The organism is Plantibacter sp. CFBP 8775, assembly GCF_014839505.1.
In the GTDB taxonomy this organism is placed as follows: Bacteria; Actinomycetota; Actinomycetes; order Actinomycetales; family Microbacteriaceae; genus Plantibacter; species Plantibacter auratus.
Genome location: NZ_JACYNV010000001.1, coordinates 1,152,953 through 1,176,382, shown reverse-complemented (window position 1 = coordinate 1,176,382; position 23,430 = coordinate 1,152,953). Strand labels below are relative to the sequence as shown.

General features: G+C 70.5%; 19 protein-coding genes. 10 read left to right on the top strand and 9 right to left on the bottom strand.

Annotation, left to right across the window (positions count from 1 at the left end):
• Positions 1-47: 47 nt before the first annotated feature.
• Positions 48-1,166: an AI-2E family transporter gene (locus IFR14_RS05650; protein ID WP_079705105.1), complete on the bottom strand. Its 1,119-nt coding sequence runs from the start codon at positions 1,164-1,166 to the stop codon at positions 48-50.
• A gap of 118 nt (positions 1,167-1,284) precedes the next feature.
• Between IFR14_RS05650 and IFR14_RS05645 the strand changes: the two genes are divergently transcribed.
• From IFR14_RS05645 to IFR14_RS05630, 4 genes are all read left to right on the top strand, one after another.
• Positions 1,285-2,235, top strand: coding sequence for a pirin family protein (locus IFR14_RS05645; RefSeq protein WP_191940522.1), 951 nt, complete (start codon positions 1,285-1,287; stop codon positions 2,233-2,235).
• A 113-nt stretch (positions 2,236-2,348) separates the two neighbouring features.
• Positions 2,349-2,930: an ECF transporter S component gene (locus IFR14_RS05640; RefSeq protein WP_191940521.1), complete on the top strand. Its 582-nt coding sequence runs from the start codon at positions 2,349-2,351 to the stop codon at positions 2,928-2,930.
• Positions 2,931-4,679, top strand: coding sequence for an ATP-binding cassette domain-containing protein (locus tag IFR14_RS05635; protein WP_191940520.1), 1,749 nt, complete (start codon positions 2,931-2,933; stop codon positions 4,677-4,679).
• Complete coding sequence (locus IFR14_RS05630) at positions 4,676-5,482, top strand: energy-coupling factor transporter transmembrane component T (protein ID WP_191940519.1); 807 nt, start codon at positions 4,676-4,678, stop codon at positions 5,480-5,482. Before IFR14_RS05635 ends, IFR14_RS05630 begins: the two co-directional genes overlap by 4 nt.
• Positions 5,483-5,553: 71 nt before the next feature.
• Here IFR14_RS05630 and IFR14_RS05625 read toward each other — a convergent pair whose 3' ends face one another.
• Entirely contained in the window at positions 5,554-5,739 is a 186-nt protein-coding gene (locus IFR14_RS05625; protein WP_064294237.1) for a hypothetical protein, read from the bottom strand.
• Entirely contained in the window at positions 5,736-6,188 is a 453-nt protein-coding gene (locus tag IFR14_RS05620) for a hypothetical protein (RefSeq protein ID WP_191940518.1), read from the bottom strand. Before IFR14_RS05620 ends, IFR14_RS05625 begins: the two co-directional genes overlap by 4 nt.
• A gap of 107 nt (positions 6,189-6,295) precedes the next feature.
• Here IFR14_RS05620 and IFR14_RS05615 point away from each other — a divergent pair, with 107 nt between their 5' ends.
• Positions 6,296-7,387 (top strand): Rv2578c family radical SAM protein, encoded by a 1,092-nt coding sequence (locus IFR14_RS05615; protein WP_191940517.1) that lies wholly within the window; start codon positions 6,296-6,298, stop codon positions 7,385-7,387.
• 68 nt (positions 7,388-7,455) lie between these two features.
• Here the strand turns inward: IFR14_RS05615 and IFR14_RS05610 are convergent, their stop codons facing one another.
• The gene (locus IFR14_RS05610; protein WP_191940516.1) at positions 7,456-7,878 is read right to left on the bottom strand and encodes a GNAT family acetyltransferase; all 423 of its coding nucleotides are present in this window, start codon (positions 7,876-7,878) and stop codon (positions 7,456-7,458) included.
• Positions 7,879-7,977: 99 nt separating this feature from the next.
• Here IFR14_RS05610 and IFR14_RS05605 point away from each other — a divergent pair, with 99 nt between their 5' ends.
• The gene (locus IFR14_RS05605) at positions 7,978-9,495 is read left to right on the top strand and encodes a carboxylesterase/lipase family protein (RefSeq protein WP_191940515.1); all 1,518 of its coding nucleotides are present in this window, start codon (positions 7,978-7,980) and stop codon (positions 9,493-9,495) included.
• 89 nt (positions 9,496-9,584) lie between these two features.
• On the opposite strand, the gene IFR14_RS05600 is transcribed toward IFR14_RS05605, so the two are convergent.
• On the bottom strand, positions 9,585-11,933 hold the full coding sequence (locus IFR14_RS05600; protein WP_191940514.1) for a DEAD/DEAH box helicase: 2,349 nt from the start codon (positions 11,931-11,933) through the stop codon (positions 9,585-9,587).
• Between the two features lie 244 nt (positions 11,934-12,177).
• Here IFR14_RS05600 and IFR14_RS05595 point away from each other — a divergent pair, with 244 nt between their 5' ends.
• Positions 12,178-14,040 carry a glycoside hydrolase family 15 protein gene (locus tag IFR14_RS05595; RefSeq protein ID WP_274598616.1) on the top strand — a complete coding sequence of 621 codons (1,863 nt, stop codon included), beginning with the start codon at positions 12,178-12,180 and terminating at the stop codon, positions 14,038-14,040.
• Positions 14,041-14,094: 54 nt separating this feature from the next.
• On the opposite strand, the gene IFR14_RS05590 is transcribed toward IFR14_RS05595, so the two are convergent.
• A complete protein-coding gene (locus IFR14_RS05590) occupies positions 14,095-14,580 on the bottom strand; it encodes an NUDIX hydrolase (protein ID WP_071262396.1) in 486 nt (161 codons plus the stop codon).
• A gap of 65 nt (positions 14,581-14,645) precedes the next feature.
• Here IFR14_RS05590 and IFR14_RS05585 point away from each other — a divergent pair, with 65 nt between their 5' ends.
• Positions 14,646-15,260 (top strand): antibiotic biosynthesis monooxygenase, encoded by a 615-nt coding sequence (locus IFR14_RS05585; RefSeq protein WP_191940512.1) that lies wholly within the window; start codon positions 14,646-14,648, stop codon positions 15,258-15,260.
• A gap of 26 nt (positions 15,261-15,286) precedes the next feature.
• Here IFR14_RS05585 and IFR14_RS05580 read toward each other — a convergent pair whose 3' ends face one another.
• Positions 15,287-16,255, bottom strand: a complete 969-nt coding sequence (locus tag IFR14_RS05580) for an AraC family transcriptional regulator (protein ID WP_191940511.1) — start codon at positions 16,253-16,255, stop codon at positions 15,287-15,289.
• Between the two features lie 99 nt (positions 16,256-16,354).
• On the opposite strand from IFR14_RS05580, the gene IFR14_RS05575 reads away from it, so the two are divergent.
• The gene (locus IFR14_RS05575) at positions 16,355-16,837 is read left to right on the top strand and encodes a hypothetical protein (RefSeq protein WP_064294230.1); all 483 of its coding nucleotides are present in this window, start codon (positions 16,355-16,357) and stop codon (positions 16,835-16,837) included.
• Positions 16,838-16,887: 50 nt separating this feature from the next.
• Here the strand turns inward: IFR14_RS05575 and IFR14_RS05570 are convergent, their stop codons facing one another.
• Positions 16,888-17,643 (bottom strand): IclR family transcriptional regulator, encoded by a 756-nt coding sequence (locus IFR14_RS05570; RefSeq protein ID WP_191940510.1) that lies wholly within the window; start codon positions 17,641-17,643, stop codon positions 16,888-16,890.
• Positions 17,644-17,685: 42 nt separating this feature from the next.
• Between IFR14_RS05570 and hutH the strand changes: the two genes are divergently transcribed.
• On the top strand, positions 17,686-19,374 hold the full coding sequence (hutH, locus tag IFR14_RS05565; RefSeq protein WP_249406894.1) for a histidine ammonia-lyase: 1,689 nt from the start codon (positions 17,686-17,688) through the stop codon (positions 19,372-19,374).
• Between the two features lie 107 nt (positions 19,375-19,481).
• Here the strand turns inward: hutH and IFR14_RS05560 are convergent, their stop codons facing one another.
• A complete protein-coding gene (locus IFR14_RS05560; RefSeq protein ID WP_191940509.1) occupies positions 19,482-23,393 on the bottom strand; it encodes an efflux RND transporter permease subunit in 3,912 nt (1,303 codons plus the stop codon).
• Positions 23,394-23,430: the final 37 nt, after the last annotated feature.

Below are 23,430 nucleotides of genomic sequence, written 5' to 3'. Positions count from 1 at the left end.
GATCACATGCTATCCGGCGGGCGGACCCACGACCCTGACGGGCTCCCTCAGACGGACTCGGGTCGCTTCTGCCGCATGGGCTCGGCCGGCTGGTCCGGACCGTTCCAGACGCCGATGATGCCCCAGGCGACCGCCGCGATCGGGACGGCGAGGACCGCGCCGACGATGCCGCCGAGGATGGTGCCGGCAGTCAGGGCGAGGAGGACGACGAGGGCGTGCAGCTTGAGCGAGCGTGCCATGACGACGGGCTGGAGGAAGTTGCCCTCGAGCTGGTTCACGAGCACGACGATGCCGACGACGATGAGGGCGGCGACCGGACCGTTGGCGACGAGCGCGACGAGGGCCGCGAGGATGCCGGCGGCGGTCGCACCGACGATCGGGATGAAGGCGGTCAGGAACACGATGACGCTGAGCGGCAAGGCGAGCGGGACCCCGATGATCGCGAGGCCGATGCCGATGCCGATCGCGTCGACGGCCGCGATCGTCGCGGTGCCGCGCACGTACCCGCCGAGGGTGTCCACCGTCTTGCCGCCGATGCGCTTGGCACGGTCGTACGCGGTTCCGGTGAAGGGGCGGAGCAGGAACTCCCAGAGCCGCGGCCCGTCCTTGAGGAAGAAGAACAGGACGACGACCATGAGCACCAGGCCGGTGAGGAAGCTCGCCGTCGCGGAGACACCGGCGAGCGCCCCGCTGCCGAACTGGCTCGAGGTGAGGAAGTCGACCGCGGTCTGCTTGGCGTCCTCGATCTGCTTCTCGTCGATGTCGAACGGCAGGGTGCCGAGCCAGTCCTGCAGCTGCCCGAAGCCCTTCGAGGCGGAGTCGACGAGGTCGTCCCACTGGCTGCGGACGGCCCAGACGATGAGCCATCCGATGCCGCCGAGGACGACGAGGATCGAGACGAGGGCGATCCAGGTGGCGAGGATCGACGGGAGCCCCTTCGACCGCATCCACCGCATGAGCGGGTAGATCGCCGAGGCGAGGATGAGTGCGATGACGACGGGGATCATCACGAGGGAGAGCTGGGTCAGCGCGAAGACGATCAGCGCGGCGACCGCGACGATGGCCAGCGTCTGGATGCTCCGGGTCGCGAACGTGCCGATGCGGTCGTGCCAGAGTCCCCGGGCGAGCGGCTCCGGTGCGTCCTCATGCTTGTCGAACAGGCCCATGGGATCCCCAATCTCGGCAGCGGCGGAGCCGGACGGGCCCCGCGCCCAGTCAACCACGTCGGTGCGGGCCGAGGTCAGGCCGAGCGGGAGTAGCGTTGTCCGTGATAAGGAGGCGCTCATGACGAGACTCGACGCCGACCCGGTCCCCAGCGTCTGCCACGCACCTGACGGATCCGGGACGAGACTCCTCGAGGCCCGCGAGGTCCCCCTCGGCGGCGTCCGCGGCTTGAGCGTCCATCGCACCCTCCCGCAGCGCGAGCTGCCGATGATCGGCGCCTGGTGCTTCCTCGACCGCTTCGACGAGGACCGGTCGCTGATGCGCGTCCTGCCGCATCCGCACACCGGCTTGCAGACCGTGACCTGGCCGCTGGTCGGCGACATCCGCCACCGCGACAGCGTGGGCAGCGACGTGGTCGTCCGCCCGGGCGAGCTCAACCTCATGACGAGCGGTCGAGGCGTGTCGCACTCCGAGTTCTCGGTGGGCGAGGAGGCGGCCGCGATGCACGGCCTCCAGCTGTGGGTGGCGCTCCCGGAGACCGCCGCCTCGGTGCCGGCGGCGTTCGAGCAGCACACGGACCTGCCCGTCCACCGCGCTCCAGGCTTGGAGGCGACCGTCCTCGTCGGCACGCTGGGCGGCGTGACGTCGACCGCGACCGTCCACTCGCCCCTGCTCGGTGCCGATGTGACGCTCGAAGCCGACACCGTCGTCGAGGTGCCGGTGGATCCGTCCTTCGAGCACGGCGTCCTCGTGCTCGACGGGGCGCTCGAGGTCGGCGGCGTCGAACTCGGCTCCGGCCCGTTGCTCTACCTGGCGCCCGGGTGCGATCGACTCGAGCTCCGGAGCGCGACCGGTGCCCGCTTCGTACTCCTCGGAGGGACGCCGTTCCCGGAGGAGCTGGTCATGTGGTGGAACTTCGTCGGTCGCAGCCACGAGGACATCGAGTCCGCCCGGGAGGACTGGGAGGCGGGGTCGCCGCGCTTCGGGTCGGTCGCCGGCCACGGCACGGACCGCATCCCGGCGCCGCCCTTGCCGAACGTCCGTCTGACCCCGCGCCGACGCTCGATCTGATCGCCCGGACGAGGCGCTCGGGACCCCGTTCCGAGCGGTGTCCGTCGGCGTCTCGACGGGCTGATAAAGGATAGGCTGTCCTCAGGAGATCGGCTGCTCGTGAAGGTGGGCTCATGCAACGTCTGAGTACGCGACTGCTGCTGACCTGCGCCGCGATCGGCGTCGGGGGCGGCCTCGTCTTCGTCGTCTCCGGGTACGTCGGCGGCACGATCTCCGCGACCGCCCCCGTGCTCTACGGCCTCATCATCGGCGTCTACTTCCTGCCGGGCGTCGTCTCACAGGCGCTCCTCCGACGTGGTGGCGTGGCCCTCATGACCGGGCTCACCGCCGGGCTCGTCTCCGCGGCGTTCAGCCCGCAGTGGTTCTTCCGCTACTTCGGCACCGGACTCGCGATCGGGCTCCTGCAGGAGGTCCCCTTCGCCGTGTCGCGCTACCGCGTCTGGAAGGCCTGGGTGTTCTACCTGGCAGCCGGCATCGCGGGACTCGTCTTCGGCGGCTCCGTGCTCGTCGTCCTCGGGATCGAGCACTTCGCGCCCCTCGCCCAGACGGTTTACATCGCGCTCTTCGTCCTCAGCCCGATCGCCTTCACCGCGCTCGGAAGAGCGGTCGCAGCGGCGCTCGCGAGAGCCGGTGTGGGGCGGTCCATCGCGAAACCCCTGCAGCGCGACCGCGGCTCGGCCGGCACGCGGGCCTGAGTGGACCCCGTACCGCCGACGCAGCCCGCCACCGTCGTCCGGCGGGTGCGCATCCGTCACGACGAGCGCGAAGAGTGGACCCCGGACGACGTGTCGTTGCAGGTCACACCCGGTGAGGTGGTCCTCCTGCTCGGGCCGAGCGGCTCGGGGAAGTCGACGCTCGCCCTGGCCCTCAACGGCCTCGTCCCCCACGCCGTCCCGGCCGAGTTCGAGGGTGCTGTGATCACCGGCGGGCTCGACACGGCCACCTCCACGGTCGCGCAGTTGAGCGAGCACGTGGCGATGGTGTTCCAGGACCCCGACGCGCAGATCGTCACCGGAACGGTCCTCGACGAGGTGTGCTTCGGCCCGGAGAACCTCCTGCTCCCGGTCGAGGAGGTGCTGTCCCGCGCCGAACGCGCGCTCCGGCAGGTCGGGCTCTGGGAGCGCCGGGCCGAGAACCCCGACCGACTCTCAGGCGGAGGCCGACAGCGACTCGCGATCGCCTGCGCCCTGGCCATGGGGAGCGACCTCCTCGTCCTCGACGAGCCGACGGCGAACCTCGATCCGGCCGGGATCGAGGAGGTCTACGCAGCCCTCCGCTCACTCGTCTCCGGACCCGAGGGCACCGGGAAGCGGCACGCGATCCTGCTCGTCGAGCACAACCTCGACGCCGCCATCGACCTCGTCGACCGGGTCGTCGTGCTCGATCGCGACGGGCGGCTCGCCTTCGACGGCCCGACCCGCGACGTCCTGCTCGGCCACCTCGACGAGCTGCTCGCGATGGGCGTCTGGCTCCCGGTCGCGACGCTCGCGGCCCTGCGACTGCGGTCGGCCGGTGTCGCGTTGCCGGACCTCCCTCTGACACCTGCCGAGCTGACCGCCGCACTCGACGCGACCGCACTGCCGACGCTGCCGACAGCACCCGCCGCCCCGGCCACCGCCGAGTCGTCGGTGGCGGTCCGCGTCGACCGGCTCAGCGTCGAACGCGGTCGCGGCCGCCGGCGCACCCCGATCCTCCACGAGGTGAGCCTCGAGGTCGAGACAGGCGACTTCCTCGCGGTGATCGGGACGAACGGTGCCGGCAAGACGACCCTGCTCCAGGCGATCGCCGGGGTGGTCCGGCCTCCCCGCGGGCGCGTCGACGTCGGCGGAATCGACCCGGGGCGCAGCGACGTCCGGACGATCGCGGCGCACATCGGCTTCGTCTTCCAGAACCCCGAGCATCAGTTCATCACGCACACCGTCCACGACGAACTCGCGCACGGTCTGCGGATCCGGGGCGTCGACGACACCGAGATCGAGCGGCGCGTCGACGACCTGCTGCGGCGGTTCGGCCTGGCATCCGCCCGCGACGTGCATCCGTTCCTCCTCTCCGGCGGCCAGAAGCGCCGACTGTCCGTCGGGAGCGCCCTCATCGCCGGAGCTCCGGTGCTCGCGCTCGACGAACCGACCTTCGGTCAGGACCGGGCGCGGGCGAACGAGCTCCTGGACCTCCTCGCCGGACTCAACGCGCAGGGCACCACAGTCCTCGTCGTGACCCACGACCTCCAACTCGTCGCCGATCACGCGAGTCACGTCGCGGTGATGGCCGGCGGTCGCCTACTCGCCCACGACACGACCGCCGCGGTCCTCGGCGACGACGAGCTCCTGCACCGCGCGGGGCTCCGGCCACCACCGCTCGCCCAGGCGATGCGCTCGCTGGCGAACCACCCCGACTGGCGGCATCTGTCGAGACTCGACGACCTGCCCGGGGCGGCCGCCCGATGAGCGCCTCGACGATCGACCCGTACGCCTCGGGCACGGCACCGGCCGGTCGATTCCTGTACCGGTTGAACCCGCTCGCGAAGCTCGGTGCTCCGCTCCCGGTGATGATCCTGCTCGCGTTCACGAGAGATCCAGTGACGCCGGCGCTCTTCATCGCCCTCGCGGTCGTGGTCATCCTCGTCGGGGCCAGCCTCACGCGGACGGTCGCCCTCCTGCTCTTCGTGGCACTGCCGCTCATCGTCGCGATCATGTCGTTCAGCTTCGGCCTGTGGACCGACCCGAGCCGCGTCGACCAGTCCGTCCTGCTGTTCCAGGTCGGCGACTACCGATTCTTCCTCGGCGCGCTGCTCGTCGGCCTCGCAACGGCACTGCGACTCGCGGCCCTCCTCGTCCTCGCCTGCATCGGCGGCCTCACCTCGACCGGTCCGGAGTTCGTCCGCGCGATGATCCAGCAGCTGCACGTGCCCTACAGGATCGGGTACACGGCGCTCGCCGCCTACCGGTTCGTGCCGCGGTTCGGGCACGAACTGGAGGTGATCCGTTCCGCCCACCGGGTCCGCGGCATGGCCGAGGGTCGCGGACCGATCGCCGCCGTCCGCCGCGCCGGCGGCACCGTCGTGCCGCTGCTGGCCGGCGCCATCCGTCACGCGGAGCGGGTCGCGCTCGCCATGGACTCCCGCGCGTTCGGCGCCCATCCGCAGCGCACGGAGCGGACCCGCATCCCCTTCCGGACCCGCGACTGGTGCTTCATGGTCGCCTTCTGGCTCGTGAGCGCCGCCCTCCTGTGGCGGAGCCTCGCCGCCTGAGCCCATCGGACCGCTTGATGACGTCGCGCGACGGTGTGTGGCCCCAAACGCTGGGACCACACACCGAGAACCTACTTGGCTGAGTCTCCCGGCTTGGAAGGCAGACTGGCCGCGATGATCATGACGGCCATACTGAACGCGATCGCCAATTGACCGGATTGCAGGCCGAGGGGGTCGAGCAGGCCACCCACCACGACGTACGCAGCAAACAGCGCAGACACGAATGCGAGGAAGAAGCGCAGCTGACCGTTGGTCAAGAGGCCAATCCATAGAAGGTCGCTTCGAACGACGCCATAAAAACCGGCCCCATGATCACGCCGAGGGCGGCAACCGCCGTGGCCCTCGTCTGCCACTTCACTCCTTGGTACTGCGTGAGGGTTACGCCGGCGTAGTACACCCGTGCACCGGCGGTTCGACCTGCTTGATCGGCGGCCATTCCGGTCGCTAGGACGGCGCCCACGATCGCCAGTACAAGGGGCGCACCATGGGTTTCGATCGTGTCCGTGGAGAGATCGCTCGGCTCGGCTGCAGCGGCGGTCGAAACCGGACCTCCAGACGAAGACTCGCGTTCAGAGGCCGACGCTGGCCCCGTTTGCGCGAGAACGACGGACGCTGCTGTCAGCCCGACCAAGATGATCTTGAAAGCAGCTCGAGAGCGCACGGGTCGACGGTCGGTCTCGGACTGGATGGATGGATGAACAGCCATTGTTCACACCTCTCTCTATGTGTCTGGAATACTAAAACTTCAGACTCTGACAGTCAATGACGGATGCCAAATGACCGCCTCAATCGAATGTATGTTCTAATGGAGGCATGCGGTGGAGCGGACAGGAACTCGGGGTTGAGACGACGTCGGCGCTGCCGGGCCTCGCGAAGCTGAACAACCTCGTGCGCAGCGTCCAGACGCCCGAGTTCGCCGGGATCACCTTCCACGAGGTGCTCGCGAAGTCCGCACTCAACCGCGTGCCCGGCCAGTCCGTGATGCCGTTCGGATGGACCATCAACCCTTATCGGGGATGCTCGCATGCCTGCGTGTATTGCTTCGCCCGACCGACGCATTCGTACTTGGACCTCGATGCCGGGAAGGACTTCGACTCGCAGCTCATCGTCAAGGTGAACGTCGCCGAGGTCCTCGAGAAGGAGCTCGCGAAAGCGAGCTGGGGCAGGCACCCGGTGGCACTCGGCACGAACACCGACCCGTACCAGCGCGCCGAGGGCAAGTACCGGCTCATGCCGGGGATCATCAACGCCCTCGCCGACTCGGGGACCCCGTTCTCGATCCTGACGAAGGGCACGCTGCTCCGGCGCGACCTGCCGCTGCTCGCCGAGGTCGCTCAGCGGGTGCCGGTCGATCTCGCCATGTCGATCGCGATCTTCGACGACGAGCTGCAGCAGTCGATCGAGCCCGGCACCCCGACGGCGGCGGCCAGACTCGCGACCGTCCGCGCCGCTGCCGACCTCGGCTTCGATGTCGGGGTCTTCATGATGCCGATCCTCCCCTACCTGACCGACACCGTCGACCACCTCGACCTCGCACTGTCGCGCATCCGCGAGGCGGGCGCGAGCACCGTCCTCTTCTCGACCCTGTACGTGAAGGCCGGCGTGAAACCCTGGTTCATGCAGTGGCTGTCGCGGGAGCACCCCGAGCTCGTCGACCGCTACACCTCGATGTACGCCGACGGCGCCTACGCCCCGAAGGAGTACCGGAAGTGGCTGGCCGCGCGCATCCGCCCGATGATCCGCGAGCACGGGCTCGAGCGCGGCACCGAGGACCCCGCCACCGGGGGTGTCCGCTCGTCGGCGCTCGGCATGCTGCGCGACGGGTATGGCGAGCGGGCCGAACTGCGCAAACGCGTCCCCGAGTTCGTCACGACCGGCCTGCAGGTCCAGCCGACCCTGTTCTGACCCGTCCGTTCGCCCATTCTTGGGCGAACGAGACCTCCCTCGCCCAAGAATGGGCGAACGAACCGCGGTCAGGCGTCGGGGATGAGCCGCTTGCTGAGCAGCGCGACCTCGTCGGTGCCGTACCCGAGCGCCTCGTAGAACCCGATCACCCGGTCGTTGCCCGTCCGGACCATGAGGTTGATCTTCGGGCACCCGAGTCCGATGAGCAGGCGCTCGGCCTCGGCCATGAGCTCCCGACCGAGTCCACCGCCCTGCTGGGCCGGTGACACGGCCAGGTAGTGCACCCATCCGCGGTGGCCGTCGTACCCCACCATCGCCGTGCCGATGAGGGCGCCATCGGCATCCACCGCGACGAGGAACAGCTCGGGCTGCGTCGTCGACTTGCGCTCGATGTCCTTCGCCGGGTCGTTCCATGGTCGAGTGAGACCGACGATGCTCCACAGGGCGATGACGGCGTCGGTGTCGGCTGGGGTGAACGGACGGATCTGCATCGCTCCAGTCTTCCGCACCGGTCTCTCGTCCGATGCACAGGCTCGCGCGCGAACGCCGTCGATACAGTTGGTCACCCGAGCATCGACGAACGGACCCGAATGAGCATCGACCCTGGGCTGGAACCGGCCGACGACGAGACCCTGCCGAGCGGCGGGCCCTCGCCGGTCACCATCGAGACCGGCAGCGGCCCCGTCACCGGACTCCGCGCGGGCGGGGTCTCCCGGTTCCTCGGCATTCCGTACGCGGCGGCGCCGTTCGGCGACGACCGGTTCCGGCTCCCCCAGCCCGTCGAACCGTGGGACGAGCCACGCGACGCGACCCGGCCTGGAGCCACCGCACCGCAGGCCCCGTACGCCGGGGCGGTCGGCGAGCTCCTCTCCACCGTCACGGTGCCGGGGAACGAGATCCTCAACGTCAACGTCTGGGCACCGGCCGAGCCGTCGGCCGGACCGCACCCGGTGATGGTCTGGATCCACGGCGGCTCGTTCGTCCACGGCTCCAACGCGCTCGACGCCTACGACGGCACCGCCTTCGCCCGCGACGGCGTCGTGCTGGTGTCCGTCAACTACCGGCTCGGCTCGGAAGGCTTCTCGGTGCTCGACGACGTCCCACTGAACCTCGGCATCGCCGACCAGCTGGCAGCGTTGACCTGGGTCCAGGACGAGATCGAGCACTTCGGCGGCGACCCCGACAACGTCACCGTGTTCGGCGAGTCGGCCGGCGGCAGTTCCGTCGCCACCCTCCTCGCCCATCCGGACGCGGCCTCGGTCATGGCGCGCGCGATCGTCCAGAGCGGCCCGCTCGAATCGCAGACCGCCGAGCGCGCCGGTCGGATCTCGAAGCTCATGGCGAAGGACCTCGGTGTGCCTGCCACGAGGGCGGGGTTCCGACGCATTCCGCCCGAAGGGCTCGTCGCGTCGCAGGAGCGCGTCATGGCCGGCGGCAACCCGCTGAGCGGCGGGCCCGGGTTCGCCGTCGCCACGGACGCGAAGCTCGTTCCGCAGAGCCCGCTCGATGCGCTCCTCGCCGGCCGATCGGCGGACATCCCCCTCCTCATCGGCAGCACCACGGAGGAGTACCGGCTGTGGTTCGTGCCGACCGGTCTGCTCCCGACCATCAAGCGCGTCCACCTCCTGGCCGCCCGGTTGAAGCTCGGCATCCCGGCGGCGAGCGTCAGGACCTTCCGCCGGAACCGGCCCAAGGCCTCTCCCGGGGAGATCCTCGGCGCGATGGCCACCGACGTCCTGCTCCGGGTGCCGCTGAACCGACTCGCCGACGCGCGGAGCTCGACGGGCGCGGACACCTGGGTCTACGAGTTCGCGTGGCGGAGCCAGGTCGGGGCGGACGGCCACGGCGCCCTCGGTGCTGCCCACGCCCTCGAGATCGGATTCGTGTTCGACCACCCCGGTTCGCCGGAGGGTCTGCGGATGGCCGGACCGGATGCACCCCAGTCGCTGGCCACGGCGATGCACGACGCCTGGGTGGCGTTCGCCACCACCGGCGACCCCGGCTGGCAGCGCTGGGACGCCACGCGGCCCGTGCGGATGTTCGACGGCGTCGACGACGCGGTCGTGCTCGCACCACGTGACGACGAACGGGCCGCGCTCACCCCCTGACCCCCGGCACGTGCCCCGGCGTGCGGGCACGTGCCGCGCNGAACCCCCGCCGAGCGTGAGCTCGGCGGGCGTTCCTGATGCGGTGGGGACTACGCGGTGGCGATGTCCTCGACGAGCTGGTCGCCGGGGGCTGCGTCGTCGAACGCGGCCTCGATCTCAGCGCGGTCGAGCAGTTCGGTCATCCGGCGGCGACGGGCCTTGGGGATGATCGTGACGACGCGACCGATCTTGCCGGCACGACCGGTGCGGCCGGCACGGTGCAGGTACGTCTTGTACTCGTCCGGGGCGTCGGCCTGCACGACGAGCGTGATGTCGTCGACGTGGATGCCGCGGGCGGCGACGTCGGTGGCGACGAGCACGTTGACCCGACCCGAGGTGAGCTTCTCCAGGTTGCGCGTGCGGCGCGCCTGGTTGAGGTCGCCGTGGAGCGAGACGGCGGGGATGCCCGCCATGCCGAGCTGCTCCGCGAGACGCTCGGCGTAGGCCCGGGTGCGAGCGAACACGAGGGTCTTCTCGGTGCGGTTGACGAGCTCCTCGATGAGGCGGTCCTTGCCCTTGTGCTCCACCACCAGCACGCGGTGATCGATCGTGGAGGACGCCTGGTCCTCACCGGCGACCTCGTGCACCGACGGGTTCGGGAGGAACTCGTTGACGAGGGCTGCGACACCCTTGTCGAGGGTGGCGGAGAAGAGGAGCTTCTGGCCATCGGGCGCGGTGCGACGCAGGATGCGCTGCACGGGCTCGAGGAAGCCGAGGTCGCACATGTGGTCGGCCTCGTCGAGGACGGTCACCGTGACCTGCGAGAGGTCGAGGCGACCCTGCTCGATGAGGTCCTCGATGCGACCGGGCGTGCCGACGATGATGTCGACGCCGCGCTGCAGTGCGCCGACCTGGCGACCCTGCGGGACACCGCCGTAGATCTGGGTGGTGAAGAGGCCGACGGCGCGCGCGATGGGCTGCACGGTGCGGTCGATCTGCAGGGCGAGCTCACGCGTCGGGGCGAGGATGAGGGCGCGGGGCTTGCGACCCGGCTTGCGGTTCTTGCCGCCGCCGTTCTCCATGAGCTTCTCGACGAGCGGGGCACCGAAGGCGATGGTCTTGCCGGAGCCGGTGCGGCCACGGCCGAGCACGTCGCGGCCCGCGATGACATCCGGAATGGTCGCCGCCTGGATCGGGAACGGGCTGTCGGCGCCGAGCTCGGCCAGTGCACGGACGATGTTGCCGCCGAGGCCGAGGCTCTCGAAGGTCACACCCTCGACGTCGCCGGCCTGGATCGCGTCGGCCTCGAGGCGCTCGAGCACCACATCGTCCTGGGGCGTGTAGGAGCCGGCATCGCGCTTCGGGTAGTAGTCGCTGCCACGGCCGGCGTCGGACGCGCCGCGGTCGTCGAACGAGCGCTTCGGGCGGTCGTCGAAGGACCGCTTGGGGCGGTCGTCGTACGAACGCGCCGGGCGCTCCTCGAAGGAACGCTTCGGACGGTCGTCGTAGGAACGCGCGGGGCGGTCGGTGCGGTTCGCCTGACGCGGGTCACCCTGACGGGCCGGGCGGTCACCGTAGGAGGGACGCTCGGACCGCTCGCCACGGTTGTACGCGGGACGCTCGGTGCGGTCACCGTACGAGGGACGCTCCGCGCGCTCACCCCGGTTGTAGGCCGGGCGCTCGTTGCGGTCGCCACCACGGTTGTACGCGGGACGGTCGTTCCGGTCGCCGTAGGAGGGACGCTCGGACCGCTCGCCACGGTTGTACGCCGGACGCTCGGTGCGGTCGCCACCACGGTTCGAGGCCGGGCGGTCGTTCCGGTCGCCGTACGAGGGACGCTCGGACCGCTCACCACGGTTGTACGCAGGACGCTCGTTCCGGTCACCGTAGGACGGACGCTCGGACCGCTCGCCACGGTTGTACGCAGGACGCTCGTTCCGGTCACCGTAGGACGGACGCTCGGACCGCTCGCCACGGTTGTAGGACGGGCGCTCGTTCCGGTCGCCACCGCGGTTGTACGCAGGACGCTCGTTCCGGTCACCGTAGGACGGACGCTCAGTCCGCTCGCCACGGTTGTAGGCGGGGCGCTCGTTGCGGTCGCCACCACGGTTGTACGCAGGACGCTCGTTGCGGTCGCCACCACGGTTGTACGCGGGACGCTGGTTCCGGTCGCCACCACGGTTGTACGCAGGACGCTCATTGCGGTCGCCGCGGGGTGCGCGGTCGCCGCGCTCCTCCGACTCGAAGCGGGCGGCGCGCTCGGCACGCTCGTCTGCGTTCCAGCGTGACTTCTGCGGCGCTCCACCGGCGTCGGGACGGTAGCCGCGGTGGCCTTCGCTCTTGCTGCCGGACTTCGCGCCTGGGCGTGAGCCGAAAGGCCGCTTGTTCTCGCCGTACTTGGACTTGGGGTCGAAGTTCTTGGCCGGGCGTTTGCCGGCGGGGGTGTTGTTCTTGGGCATGGAGAAATGCTTTCCGGGTTATAACTCGTTCGCATGAACAACCTGCATGACTCACACAGCGCCATCCGAAACCTCGGCTGCGCTGCGGCATGCTCATACCCGGGCGATCACTGGCCGGGGCCGTCCACATCATGTGTGTGTTCGCGGAGTTCTCTCCGACGAAACCGGCCCACCAGACTGACATAACCCTCCGCGGTACAAACGCGGTGTCTAGAGCCGACTCACCTACGTTACCCGATCCACCCTGAGAAGTCACGGAGCATGGCTCCCAGGCAGGCCCGCGGCGGCGTGGCAGCATGGGTGCATGCCCAGCCCCATCGAGGATTACGCCCTCATCGGTGATTGCCACACCGCCGCGCTCGTGTCGTCGGAAGGCAGCATCGACTGGCTGTGCCTCCCCCGGTTCGACTCGCCCTCGATGTTCGGCGCACTGCTCGGCACCGAGGACCACGGCTGCTGGACGGTCCGGCCCGCCGACGCGCGGGCGACGGCGAGCCGCGCCTACCTCGACGACACCTTCGTCCTCGAGACCGTCTGGACGACCCCCGACGGGCAGGTGCGCGTGACCGACCTCATGCCCCACGGCGACCGCCGGGCGGATGTGGTCCGCCGGGTCGAGGGGCTCAGCGGCACCGTCGCGGTCGACGTCGAGGTGCGCCTCCGCTTCGGGTACGCCGACGCGATCCCGTGGGTGCGGCAGCTCCCGGACGGCTCCGGGATCGTCGCGGTCGCCGGCCCCGACGCCGTCGTGGTCCGCGGTGTGCACCTGACGGCGTCCGATCACGCCCACTCGGCGACCGTCGAGGTCTCCGCGGGCGACACCGTCGACCTCACCCTCACCTGGTACCCCTCGCACCGCGAGGTACCGGACCCGGTCGACGTCGGCCCGCGCATCGACCACACGATCGCCTGGTGGCGCGACTGGGCGTCCCGCTGCGATCCCGCCGACGAGTACGAGGAGGCGGTCGTGCGGTCGCTACTCGTCCTCCGTGCCCTCACGCATGAGGACACCGGGGGCATCGTCGCCGCCGCGACCACGAGCCTGCCGGAGTCGTTCGGGGGCGTCCGCAACTGGGACTACCGCTACGTCTGGCTGCGCGACGCCTCGCTGACCCTCGAAGCCCTCATGCAGCACGGCTTCACCGAGGAGGCGCACGACTGGCGCAGGTGGCTCCTCCGGGCGATCGCCGGTGATCCGAACGACCTGCAGATCATGTACGGCCTCGCCGGCGAACGCCACCTCGTGGAGGAGGAGCTCGACAGCCTCCCCGGCTACCTCGGCGCCGCCCCCGTGCGCGTCGGCAACGGCGCCTACACGCAGTACCAGGGCGACGTCTTCGGGTCCGTGATGATCGCCCTCGACGAGGCGCGCTCGGTCGGTCTCCCGGACGACGACTTCTCGTGGAGTCTCCAGCGCGCGCTGCTCGGCGTCCTCGAGGAGCACTGGAACCGTCCCGACCGCGGCATCTGGGAGGTTCGGGGCGACGAGCAGCACTTCACCCACTCGCGCGCCATGATCTGGGCGGCGCTCGACCGCGGTGTCCGCGCGGTCCGCGAGCACGGCCTGGACGGGCCCGTCGAACGCTGGGAGGCCCTCCGCGAGACCCTCCGCGAGACGATCGAGCGCGAGAACGTCGACCATGCACGCGGGTGCTACGTCCAGCACGCCGGGACGACCGAGGTCGACGCGTCGCTGCTCGTCCTCGCGCAGATCGGCTACGTGGCGCCCGACGACCCGCGCATGCTCGCGACGGTGGCCGCCATCGAGGAGGACCTCCTCCAGGACGGTCTGCTCCTGCGCTACCGCACCACGAGCGGGGTCGACGGTCTGCCGGGCGACGAGCACCCGTTCCTCGCGTGCTCGTTCTGGCTCGTGCAGCAGTACGCGGCCTCGGGCCGACTCGACGACGCCCGCGAGCTGATGGACCGGCTGCTGTCCTTCCGCAACGACCTGGGCCTGCTGTCCGAGGAGTACGACGTGCAGCAGGCGCGGCAGGTCGGCAACACCCCGCAGGCGCTCTCGCACCTCACCCTCGTCCGAGCCGCCGACGCCATCGCCGCAGCCACCGCCACCCCCTCCAGCCCGCGAACTGTCACCAAACGCTAGTCACAGGCCCCGGAACGAGCCTCACGTGACAGTTCGCGGGCAGGTGGAGGGACGTCAGCGGGTGAAGCGGGCCTCGCGCTCGTCGGAGGCGGCGAGCGCGATGCGCGTACGGAAGTTCTGCGAGACCTGCTCGGGCAGGGCGTCGAGCGGGAACCACCGCGCCTCGGAGTTCTCGCCGTCCGCCGGATAGGGCTCGCCCGACTCGTAGCGGCATCGGAACACGAGGTCGATGTACTGCGTGATGTCGCCGTTGTCGTAGACGTTCTGCGGGAGCACCTGCACCTGGGCGAGACGCTCGGCGACCGCGACCACGGCAGCCTCCTCGAGGACCTCGCGCTCCGCCGCCACCGCGGGCTCCTCACCCGGGTCGATGATGCCCGTGACCGGCGTCCACGCCCCGTTGTCCTGGCGCCGGACGAGCAGGACCTCGGCCTCGGGTGTCCCGAGACCGCGCAGGACCACCGCGGTCACCCCCGTCAACCAGAGGGGCGCGTGCCCGATCCGCTCGCGGAGGGCCAGTACGAAGTCAGGAGTCGCCATGCCTCGACTCTACGGGGGCGGCACCGGGACACGAGATCGAAACACGAGTGCGGTCTACTGGGCGTATGGAACACGATCCCATCACCGTCTCGATCGAGCGACGCGTCAACCCGGCGTCGATCTCCGAGGCCACCATCTGGGTCCAGGCGGGCATCAACCTGGCGAACCGGTACCCCGGCTTCCTCGGCTCCGGCTGGGTGCGCGCGGGTGCCGAGAGCGACGTCTGGTACATGCTGTACCGCTTCGCGGACGAACAGACGCTGACCGACTGGGAGGAGTCGAAGGAACGCGCCTGGTGGCTGTCGAGCGGCCGCGAGTTCATGGAGCAGTCCCGCGTCGAGCGGCGCAGCGGGATCGAAGGGTGGTTCGACGCACCGGACGGCATCCTCCGCGTCGAGGAGGCCGAGCTCTCCGGCGACCCGGATCCGATCCCGCCCGCGCCGCCGCGCTGGAAGCAGGCGGTGAGCATCTGGTTGGGCTTCTTCCCGCTCAACCTCGTCTTCACCCTCCTCGTCACGGCGCTCGTGCCCGGTTGGGAGCCGCTCGGTGTGTTCCTCCATGTGCTCATCTCGACGCTCGTCCTGACGCCGATCATGACCTACTGGCTCCTGCCGCTCGTCACGAGGCTGCTGCGGCCCTGGTTGACGGCTCCGCGACGAAGCGGGCGCACCGCAGGCTGATCCGGCGGCCTGACGACGCTGCGACGTCAGGCGTCCTCCGCCTTCGTCTGCTCCCGGAACTGGCTCGGGCTGAGACCGGTGTGCGCGACGACCGCTCGACGGAGGTGCGCCTGCGAGTGGTAGCCGCATCGGGTCGCGACCTCGGCGATCGACAGGCCCCGGTGATCGGGGTCCGAGAGGAGGGCGAGCGCGAGCTGCACCCGCCGCTCGGCGATCTCGCCCGCGGCGCTCGTGCCCGAGCCCTCGAACACCCGTTGCAGAGACCTCGTCGACATGTTGAAGCGACGCGCCAGCGTCTCCGGTCGCAACTCCCGCTCGGCGAAGGACGCGGCGATGTGCTCGATGATCCGGAGCCGGAGTGGAACGCGTCCGGCTTCACCCTCGGCCCGGAACAGGTCGTTCTCCGCGTAGAGGGTCGCGAGCATCGTGTCGATCACCCGGCAGAGCCTGAGCTGCGCGGCGCCGCCGATCGGTTCGAACGCGGAGATGACCTCCACGAGGAATGCGGCGCTCCCCCGCAGCAGCGGCGACGGCGCCAGCGGGCCGAGGGCACTCGTCGGGGTGATGCCGAGGCGGCGGAGCGCACGCATCGGAACGAACACGTACAGATAGGTCGCGTGGTCGTGGATCGTCGTCCGGTACGTCTCGGCACCCTCCGTGAGCGTCCCGGTCCCGGGGAGCAGGTCGAGTTGCTGTCGGCCGTGGACCAGGCTGGCGGCGCCCTCGATGAGCATCACGATCGTCGCGACCGGCTCATCGAGCCCGTAGGCGTCGGCGACAAGGTCGAACGTCCCGGGGCCGACGGTGTTGCGATGGACGACGTACTCGCCGAGCATGACCGAGTCGACGGTCATCGAGAACCGATCGGGGTCCACGTCCACGAATCGGAGCGCGCCCGACACCTCGTGCATCCCGGTCGCACCCTCGAACCGTCGTGTGGTGACGCGGCCGCGCGCAGGGAAGCGACCGGAGAGGCCATCACCAGGTGCGGGCATCATCGGACCCTTCGAAGAGATCCTCCACCCTCGCACAGGGTTCCGCCCGAATCGAGGGGTTGCCAGCCGCATCGCACAGTGGTCGGCGATACTGGACTGATGATCTCCGCTGACCTCGCCCGAGCGCTCCGCACCGCCGGCCTGCGCTGGACTCCCGAACCCGGCGACCGCTTCACCATCGACGGCGGTGAGCTCGCCGGCGACGTGTTCACGGTGAGCGAGATGACCGTCGAGGTGCACGAGCACCCGGGTGGCCGCAGTTTCGGCTTCAACGGCACGACCGAGTGGGCGTTGGACTCCGTCGATCAGGAGGAGACGCTCTGGCTGCCGTCGGAACACCAGCTGCGTGCCCTGCTGCGCGGCTCGTTCCGGTCGCTCGAACGCGCGGTGTCCCCGGCTGCGCCGACCGACGGCGAGCCGACACTCGACGACGAACTCGACGTCCTCCTGTCGTTGGGCGACGCCGAGGCGTACACCGTCGTGGTCGAGCTCGGCGGCGAACTGCGACGGTTCAGCGCCGCGACGGCGCCCGACGCTTACGCGACCGCCCTGCTCGAGCTCATCCTGCGCTCGGTCGCCTGACCACGGTTCCGGAGCCGCCGCACCGCCCGCCCGCCCGCTCCGCCGAGCGCTCAGCGACCCCGGATCCGCCGCGACAGCTCGGCCGCCGCCGGGTGGATCTCGCGGGCCAACCACGCCGGATCGAGCCCGGCATCGGCGTCGTAGGTGACCGCGATCGCCGCCGCCGGCCACCCCGTGTGGTCGCGGACGACCACCCCGACACTCGCGAGACCGAGCGTCACCCCGCCGGCCTCGCGCGCATAGCCGTCCTGGGTCGTCTGGGCCAGGACCTGACGGAGCTCCCGGTACCGCTTCGGCCCGTGGCCGGTGCGGTCGACGAACGCCGCCTGGTCAGGGAACAGGGCGCGTAGCTGGCCGGCCGGGAGCGCGGCGAGGATCGCGCAGCCGCTGGCGGTCAGGTGAGCAGGGAGGCGCACGCCGACATCGGTGACGAGGTGCGGCCGACGCGGGGCGCGCTCATCCACGATGTAGAGCACGTCCCGGCCGTGCAGCACGGCGAGATGCGCGCTCTCACCCACCCGGTCGACCAGCTCGGCGAGCAACGGGCGCCCGAGCATGCTGAGCGGCTCCTGGCGCGCGTATCCACCGGAGAGTTCGAAGGCGGCGACGCCGAGCCCGTAGCGACGGGCTTCGGGCAGGTGGACCACGAAGCCGTGCTCCTGCAGCACGCTGAGGAGGTGGTAGACCGTCGATCTCGGCAGGTCGAGTGCCGAGGCGATCGCCGCGGCCGGAAGCGGGCCGCGGGCGCCGGCGAGATGGCTCAGCACGCGCAGGGTGGCGTCGGCTGCCGGGACCTGACTCACCATTGACCTCGTCTCCGCGGCTCGAACACGGCCGCCTGGTCGTCCATGTCTGTCATCCCAGACACGGACGACTCTACGCGCACCGCCGCGGTGGGCGCCCGGGTGTTCCATCGGAATATGGACATCCAGCCCGGCGCGACCCCGACCACTAGCGACCCGACGACCTCCGGTCGCCCGCATCCCGAGCCCGCCGGCCCGACCTCGGTCTCCCTCGGCGCCGGGCCGCTGTCGATCGACGAGGTCGTCGCCGTCGCCCGGCACGGTGCACGGATCGACCTCGACGGCGCGGCCCTCGACGGTGTCGCCGCATCCCGTCGGATCATCGAGGCGCTCGCCTCCGACCCCGAGCCCCACTACGGGATCTCAACCGGGTTCGGTGCGCTCGCGACCACGTTCATCGAGCCGGCGCGCCGCGCGCAGTTGCAGGCGAGTCTCGTCCGCTCGCACGCCGCCGGCAGCGGCGAGGTCGTCGAGCGGGAGGTCGTGCGTTCTCTCATGACGCTGCGCCTCTCGACGCTCATGACGGGCCGCACCGGGGTGCGGGTGGAGACGGTCCGCGCCTACGCGGCGATGCTGAACGCCGACATCACCCCGGTCGTGCGCGAGTACGGGTCGCTCGGCTGCTCCGGCGACCTCGCGCCCCTCGCACACTGCGCGCTGGCGGTGATGGGCGAGGGCGAGGTGACCGACGTGTCCGGTCGCGTGCGCCCCGCGACGGACGCGCTTGCGGACGCCGGCCTCCAGCCGGTACAGCTCGCCGAGAAGGAGGGGCTCGCGCTCATCAACGGCACCGACGGCATGCTGGGGATGCTCGCGCTCGCCGTGGACGACCTGCGCATGCTCCTGCGCACCGCCGACGTCGCCGCGGCAATGAGCGTCGAGGGTCTGCTCGGCACGGACGCCGTGTTCGCCGCAGACCTGCAGGCCCTGCGCCCGCAGTCGGGTCAGGCCGAGAGCGCCGCGAACCTGCGGTTGCTGCTCGACGGCTCCCCGATCGTCGCGAGCCACCGGGGTCCCGAGTGCACCCGGGTGCAGGACGCCTACTCACTGCGCTGCGCCCCGCAGGTGCACGGTGCCGCCAGGGACACCGTCGACCATGCCGCGATGGTCGCCGAGCGGGAGCTCGCGAGTGCCGTCGACAACCCGGTGCTCACGCCGGACGGGCGGGTCGAGTCGAACGGGAACTTCCACGGTGCCCCGGTCGCCTACGTGCTCGACTTCCTCGCGATCGCCGTCGCCGATGTCGCGTCCATGTCCGAGCGACGTACTGACCGCTTCCTGGATCGGAGCCGGAGCAACGGCCTCCCGCCGTTCCTCGCGCACGAGGTGGGTGTCGACTCGGGCCTCATGATCGCCCAGTACACGGCGGCCGGCATCGTGAGCGACCTGAAACGCCTGGCGCACCCGGCGTCCGTCGACTCGATCCCGTCCTCCGCGATGCAGGAGGACCACGTCTCGATGGGCTGGGCGGCGGCGCGGAAGCTCCGTCGGGCGATCGACGGTCTCAGCCGGGTGCTGGCGATCGAGGTCATGACGGCAGCCCGTGGCCTCGACCTGCGCAACCCGCTCGAGCCGGCCGTCGGCACCGGGGCGGTGCTCCGCCGGGTGCGCGAGCAGGTCACGGGTCCCGGTCCCGACCGGTTCCTCTCCCCCGAGATCGAGGCGGTCACCGCGCTGGTGCAGTCGGGCGAGGTCCTGCGGGCGGTCACCGGCGCGGTCGGCGATCTCCGCTGAGTCGAGCGTCACACGACGAAGCCCTCGGGCGCCGGTGACGGCGTTCCCGAGGGCTTCGTATCGAACGGCTCGAGCCTCAGCTCAGCGACCGAGCGGCAGGTGGTCGATCACGGCCACTGCGCGCGACGACGCTTCGGTCGTTCGGTGCCCGAAGACGGCTCGGTCCCGGGTGCCGTGTCGGCATCGAGCTTCGGCTCAGCGTCAGGCGTCGGCGCAGTGTCGCTCGTCGGGCTGGAGTCAGCAGAGAGCTCGGACTCCGCTGCCGGCTCAGCCTGTCCGACCGGCTCCGTCTCCAGGACCGGCTCGGGCTCGGCGACCGGCTCAGCCTTCGCTTCCGGCTCAGGCTGCACCGCCGGGGCGGCGTGCTCGCCGGAATGCACGACCTCGTCCGCAGGCGCTTCGGAGACCGCGTCGGGAAGGGTGATGGCCTCGGTGTGCGGCAGCTCGTCACCCGTCGCCACATGCGCCCCGTGCACCTCGTGGGCTTCGTGCACCTCGTGCGCGGCCGACCGCGTCATCGGTCGATCCACCGCCGGCTCACTCGGCGCAGCGACCTGCGGCTCGGGTGCCGCATCCGAGTCCGTGGGGGCCGCGTCGGCAGGATCGGCGTCTGCAGCAACCGAATCGATCGGGGCCGCCTCCGCCGGTTCCGCGTCAGCGGGAGCGGCGCCGTCTGGAGCCGCGTCCACCGGAGCCACGTCCGCCGTGGCCGACGGAACGGATGCGTCAGGCGCGCTCGGCGCGGTTGCAGCGCTTCCGCCACCGGCGCCGACGAGGACCGGCTCCTCAGTGGGGACCGTCGCGGCCCGCGGCCCCTCGATCGCGGCGACCGCGCGCGCCGTCGGCTTCGGCTCGGCCGCGGCCCGCCGCTGCTCGCGACGTTCCCGGAACCCCTCGACGAGGTTGTAGAGGGTGGGGAGCACGACGAGCGTCAGGATGGTCGAGGAGACGAGCCCGCCGATGACGACGATCGCGAGCGGCTGCGAGATGAAGCCACCGTGGCCGGTGATGCCAAGCGCCATCGGAGTGAGGGCGAAGATTGTCGCGAGCGCCGTCATGAGGATCGGGCGGAGCCTGCGTGCGGCACCGTGCTCGACGGCCTCGATGACCGTCATGCCGCGTCGCCGGTACTGGTTCACGAGGTCGACCAGCACGATCGCGTTCGTCACGACGATACCGATGAGCATCAGCACGCCGATGAGCGACGGGACGCCGAGCGGCACACCGGTGATGATCTGAAGCCCGATCGCGCCGGTCGCGGCGAACGGCACCGACACGAGCAGCAGGAGCGGCTGCCGCAGCGAACGGAACGTCGCGACCATGATGACGTACACGATGAGGATCGCCGCGAGGAGCGCGAGGCCCAGCTGTCCGAACGCGTCGCTCTGCGATGCCGTGACACCTCCGAGGGTCGCCGTGGTGCCGGCGGGCAGCTTGACGTCGTCGATCGCCGTCTGCACCTCGGCGCTGGCGGTACCGAGGTTGTCGCTGCCCGGCGTCGCGCTGATCGTGGCCGAGCGCAGCCCCTTGACGGTCGAGATCGTCGCGGGTCCGTCGACCTGCGAGACCGTCGCGAGGGCGTCGAGGCGTCGCGGACCGGTGGCGGTCGGGACCTCCGTCGCAGCGAGGGCGTCGACGGTGGTCGGCGGGTCCTGGGCGTCGACGTAGATGGTGAGCGTGGTGTCGTCGATGACGATGGAGCCCACCGTCGTCGGCTGCATGAGCTGCGAGACGTACGCCCCGAGCGCGACCTCGGTGAACCCTGCAGCGGCAGCGGCGTCGCGGTCGACGGCCACCTGGACGTAGGGTCGCGATTCGCTGAGGTTGCTCGTGACCTGGTCGATGCCGTCGAGGCCGGTGACGGCCTGCTGGATGGCGTCGGCGGCCGTCGCGAGATCGCTCTGCCGGGCTGAGGTGATGTCGATCTCGATGTCGCTCGACCCGCCGAAGCCCGCGGACGCGGCGACCTCGATCTCGCCGACGTCGTCGAGCCCGGACAGGTCCTTGCGGACCGTCTTCTGGAGTCCCGTCTGGTCGGCGTCTTCGCTCGTCGTGATCGAGTAGGTGATGGCTCCGCCACCGCCGCCCGAGAACGCGTCGCGCAAGGAGCTTCCGCTCGACCCGATCGAGAGCTGGACGGTGTCGATGCCGTCGATGTCGCGCAGCTTCGTCTCGACCTGCTTCGCCGCCGCGTCCTGAGCGTCGAGGCTCGTGCCGACCGGCAGGGTCTGCGTGACCGTGAGGGTGTTCTGGCCGGAGTCACCGAGGAAGTTGGTCTTCATGAACGGCGTGAGCGCAAAGGTGCCGACGAACACGAGCACCGACAGCAGCAGCGTGGTGACCGAATGCTTGAGAGTCCAGTGGATGATCGGGAGGTACGCCTTCTGGAGCCGTGACGGCTTCTCGAGGTCGTCTTCGTCCTGCACGCTGACCCGGCGCTCGCGGCGGCTCCGGACCGGTCCGGTCGTCGCGTCGGACGGCGCTTCCTCCGCTGCGGCTGCAGCTGCGAGCCGCTGGGCCTTCGGGGCGCGGAGGAACCAGTAGGCGAGCACGGGGACGATGGTGAGCGCGACGAGGAGCGACGCGAGCAGCGCGATCGTGACGGTGAGGGCGAAGGGGCGGAACAGCTCGCCGGTGACGTCGCCGACGAAGGCGATGGGCAGGAACACGGCCACGGTCGTGACGGTCGACGCGGTGATGGCTCCGGCGACCTCCTGGACGGCGCTCAGGATCGATCCGGCGCGCTGCGCGCCCGTGCGGTTGTCGCCGAACGAGAGGTGTCGCTTGATGTTCTCGATCACGACGATGGAGTCGTCGACCACGCGCCCGATGGCGATCGTCAGCGCGCCTAGCGTGAGGATGTTGAGCGAATACTCGGCGACCTGGAGGCCGATGAAGGTGATGAGTACGGACGTCGGGATGGAGATGGCGGTCACGATCGTCGCGCGGACGTCGAGCAGGAAGATGAGGATGATGAGGACCGCGAAGACGAGGCCGAGTAGCCCCTCCGTCGTCAGCGACTCGATCGACTGCTCGATGTAGGGCGCCTGATCGAACACGACGGTGAGCTTGGCGTCGGAGCCGATCGTGCGCTCGAGCTCGGGCAGGAGGTCGCGCACGCCCTGCGAGACCTCGACGGTGTTCGCCGCGGGCAGCTTCGTGACGGCGATGGTGAGCGCCGGCTCGCCGTCGACGCGCGAGATCGACGTGATCGGGTCGTCGCTCAGGGCGACTGTCGCGACGTCGCCGATGGTCAGGACGGAGCCGTCGGCGGCGAAGGCGCCCGTGATCGGCAGGGCGGCGATGTCGGCGACCGAGGTGAGCTTCGTGCCCGTCTGCACGGAGAACGTCTTGTCGCCTTCGGTGATGTCGCCCGCGGGCTGCAGGGAGCCGTTCTGCTGCAGTGTCGTACCGATGACCCGGCTGGTCTGCCCCGCGAGGGCCAGTTTGGCGTCGTCGGGGGTGATCGTGACCCGCTTGCCCACCTCGCCGACGATCGCCGCGTCGCGGACGCCGTCGACGTCCTTGATGTCGGGGACCACGGAGCTCGAGAGCACCTCGGCCAGGGAGTCCTGGTCGGCCGCGCCGGACACGGCGATCTGGATGACCGGGAGGTCGTCGATGCTGCCGCTGACCACCTGCGGGTCGACGGTGTCGGGCAGGGTCGACTTGATGCGGTTGATCGCCTGGGTGATCTTCTGCTCGGCGGTGGCGAGGTCCGTGCCGTAGGTGAAGGTCGCGCTGATGAGGCTCGAGTTCGTGCTCGACGTCGCCGAGGTGGACTCGATACCGGGCACGCCCTGGATCGCGGTCTCGATCGGGGTCGAGACGTCGTCGTTGACGACCTCGGGTGCCGCACCCGGGTAGCTCGTGATGATCGCGAGCTGCGGGAACTGGACCGACGGGATGAGCTCCTGCTTGAGGCCGCCCACCGCCAGGACACCGAACACGGCGGCCACGATGGTGACGAGCGCGATCAACGCGCGGTTCTTCATGCTGAGGACGGAGAGCAGGTGCACGGAGCCGCTTTCGGTTGTTGCGAGAGGTGCGGACGCT

Coding starts and splice junctions, on each gene's coding strand:
- IFR14_RS05650 (WP_079705105.1), bottom strand. CDS start 1,166: ATGGGCCTGTTCGACAAGCATGAGGACGCACCGGAGCCGCTCGCCCGG.
- IFR14_RS05645 (WP_191940522.1), top strand. CDS start 1,285: ATGACGAGACTCGACGCCGACCCGGTCCCCAGCGTCTGCCACGCACCT.
- IFR14_RS05640 (WP_191940521.1), top strand. CDS start 2,349: ATGCAACGTCTGAGTACGCGACTGCTGCTGACCTGCGCCGCGATCGGC.
- IFR14_RS05630 (WP_191940519.1), top strand. CDS start 4,676: ATGAGCGCCTCGACGATCGACCCGTACGCCTCGGGCACGGCACCGGCC.
- IFR14_RS05620 (WP_191940518.1), bottom strand. CDS start 6,188: ATGGCTGTTCATCCATCCATCCAGTCCGAGACCGACCGTCGACCCGTG.
- IFR14_RS05615 (WP_191940517.1), top strand. CDS start 6,296: ATGCGGTGGAGCGGACAGGAACTCGGGGTTGAGACGACGTCGGCGCTG.
- IFR14_RS05610 (WP_191940516.1), bottom strand. CDS start 7,878: ATGCAGATCCGTCCGTTCACCCCAGCCGACACCGACGCCGTCATCGCC.
- IFR14_RS05605 (WP_191940515.1), top strand. CDS start 7,978: ATGAGCATCGACCCTGGGCTGGAACCGGCCGACGACGAGACCCTGCCG.
- IFR14_RS05600 (WP_191940514.1), bottom strand. CDS start 11,933: ATGCCCAAGAACAACACCCCCGCCGGCAAACGCCCGGCCAAGAACTTC.
- IFR14_RS05590 (WP_071262396.1), bottom strand. CDS start 14,580: ATGGCGACTCCTGACTTCGTACTGGCCCTCCGCGAGCGGATCGGGCAC.
- IFR14_RS05585 (WP_191940512.1), top strand. CDS start 14,646: ATGGAACACGATCCCATCACCGTCTCGATCGAGCGACGCGTCAACCCG.
- IFR14_RS05580 (WP_191940511.1), bottom strand. CDS start 16,255: ATGCCCGCACCTGGTGATGGCCTCTCCGGTCGCTTCCCTGCGCGCGGC.
- IFR14_RS05575 (WP_064294230.1), top strand. CDS start 16,355: ATGATCTCCGCTGACCTCGCCCGAGCGCTCCGCACCGCCGGCCTGCGC.
- IFR14_RS05570 (WP_191940510.1), bottom strand. CDS start 17,643: ATGGTGAGTCAGGTCCCGGCAGCCGACGCCACCCTGCGCGTGCTGAGC.
- hutH (WP_249406894.1), top strand. CDS start 17,686: ATGTCTGTCATCCCAGACACGGACGACTCTACGCGCACCGCCGCGGTG.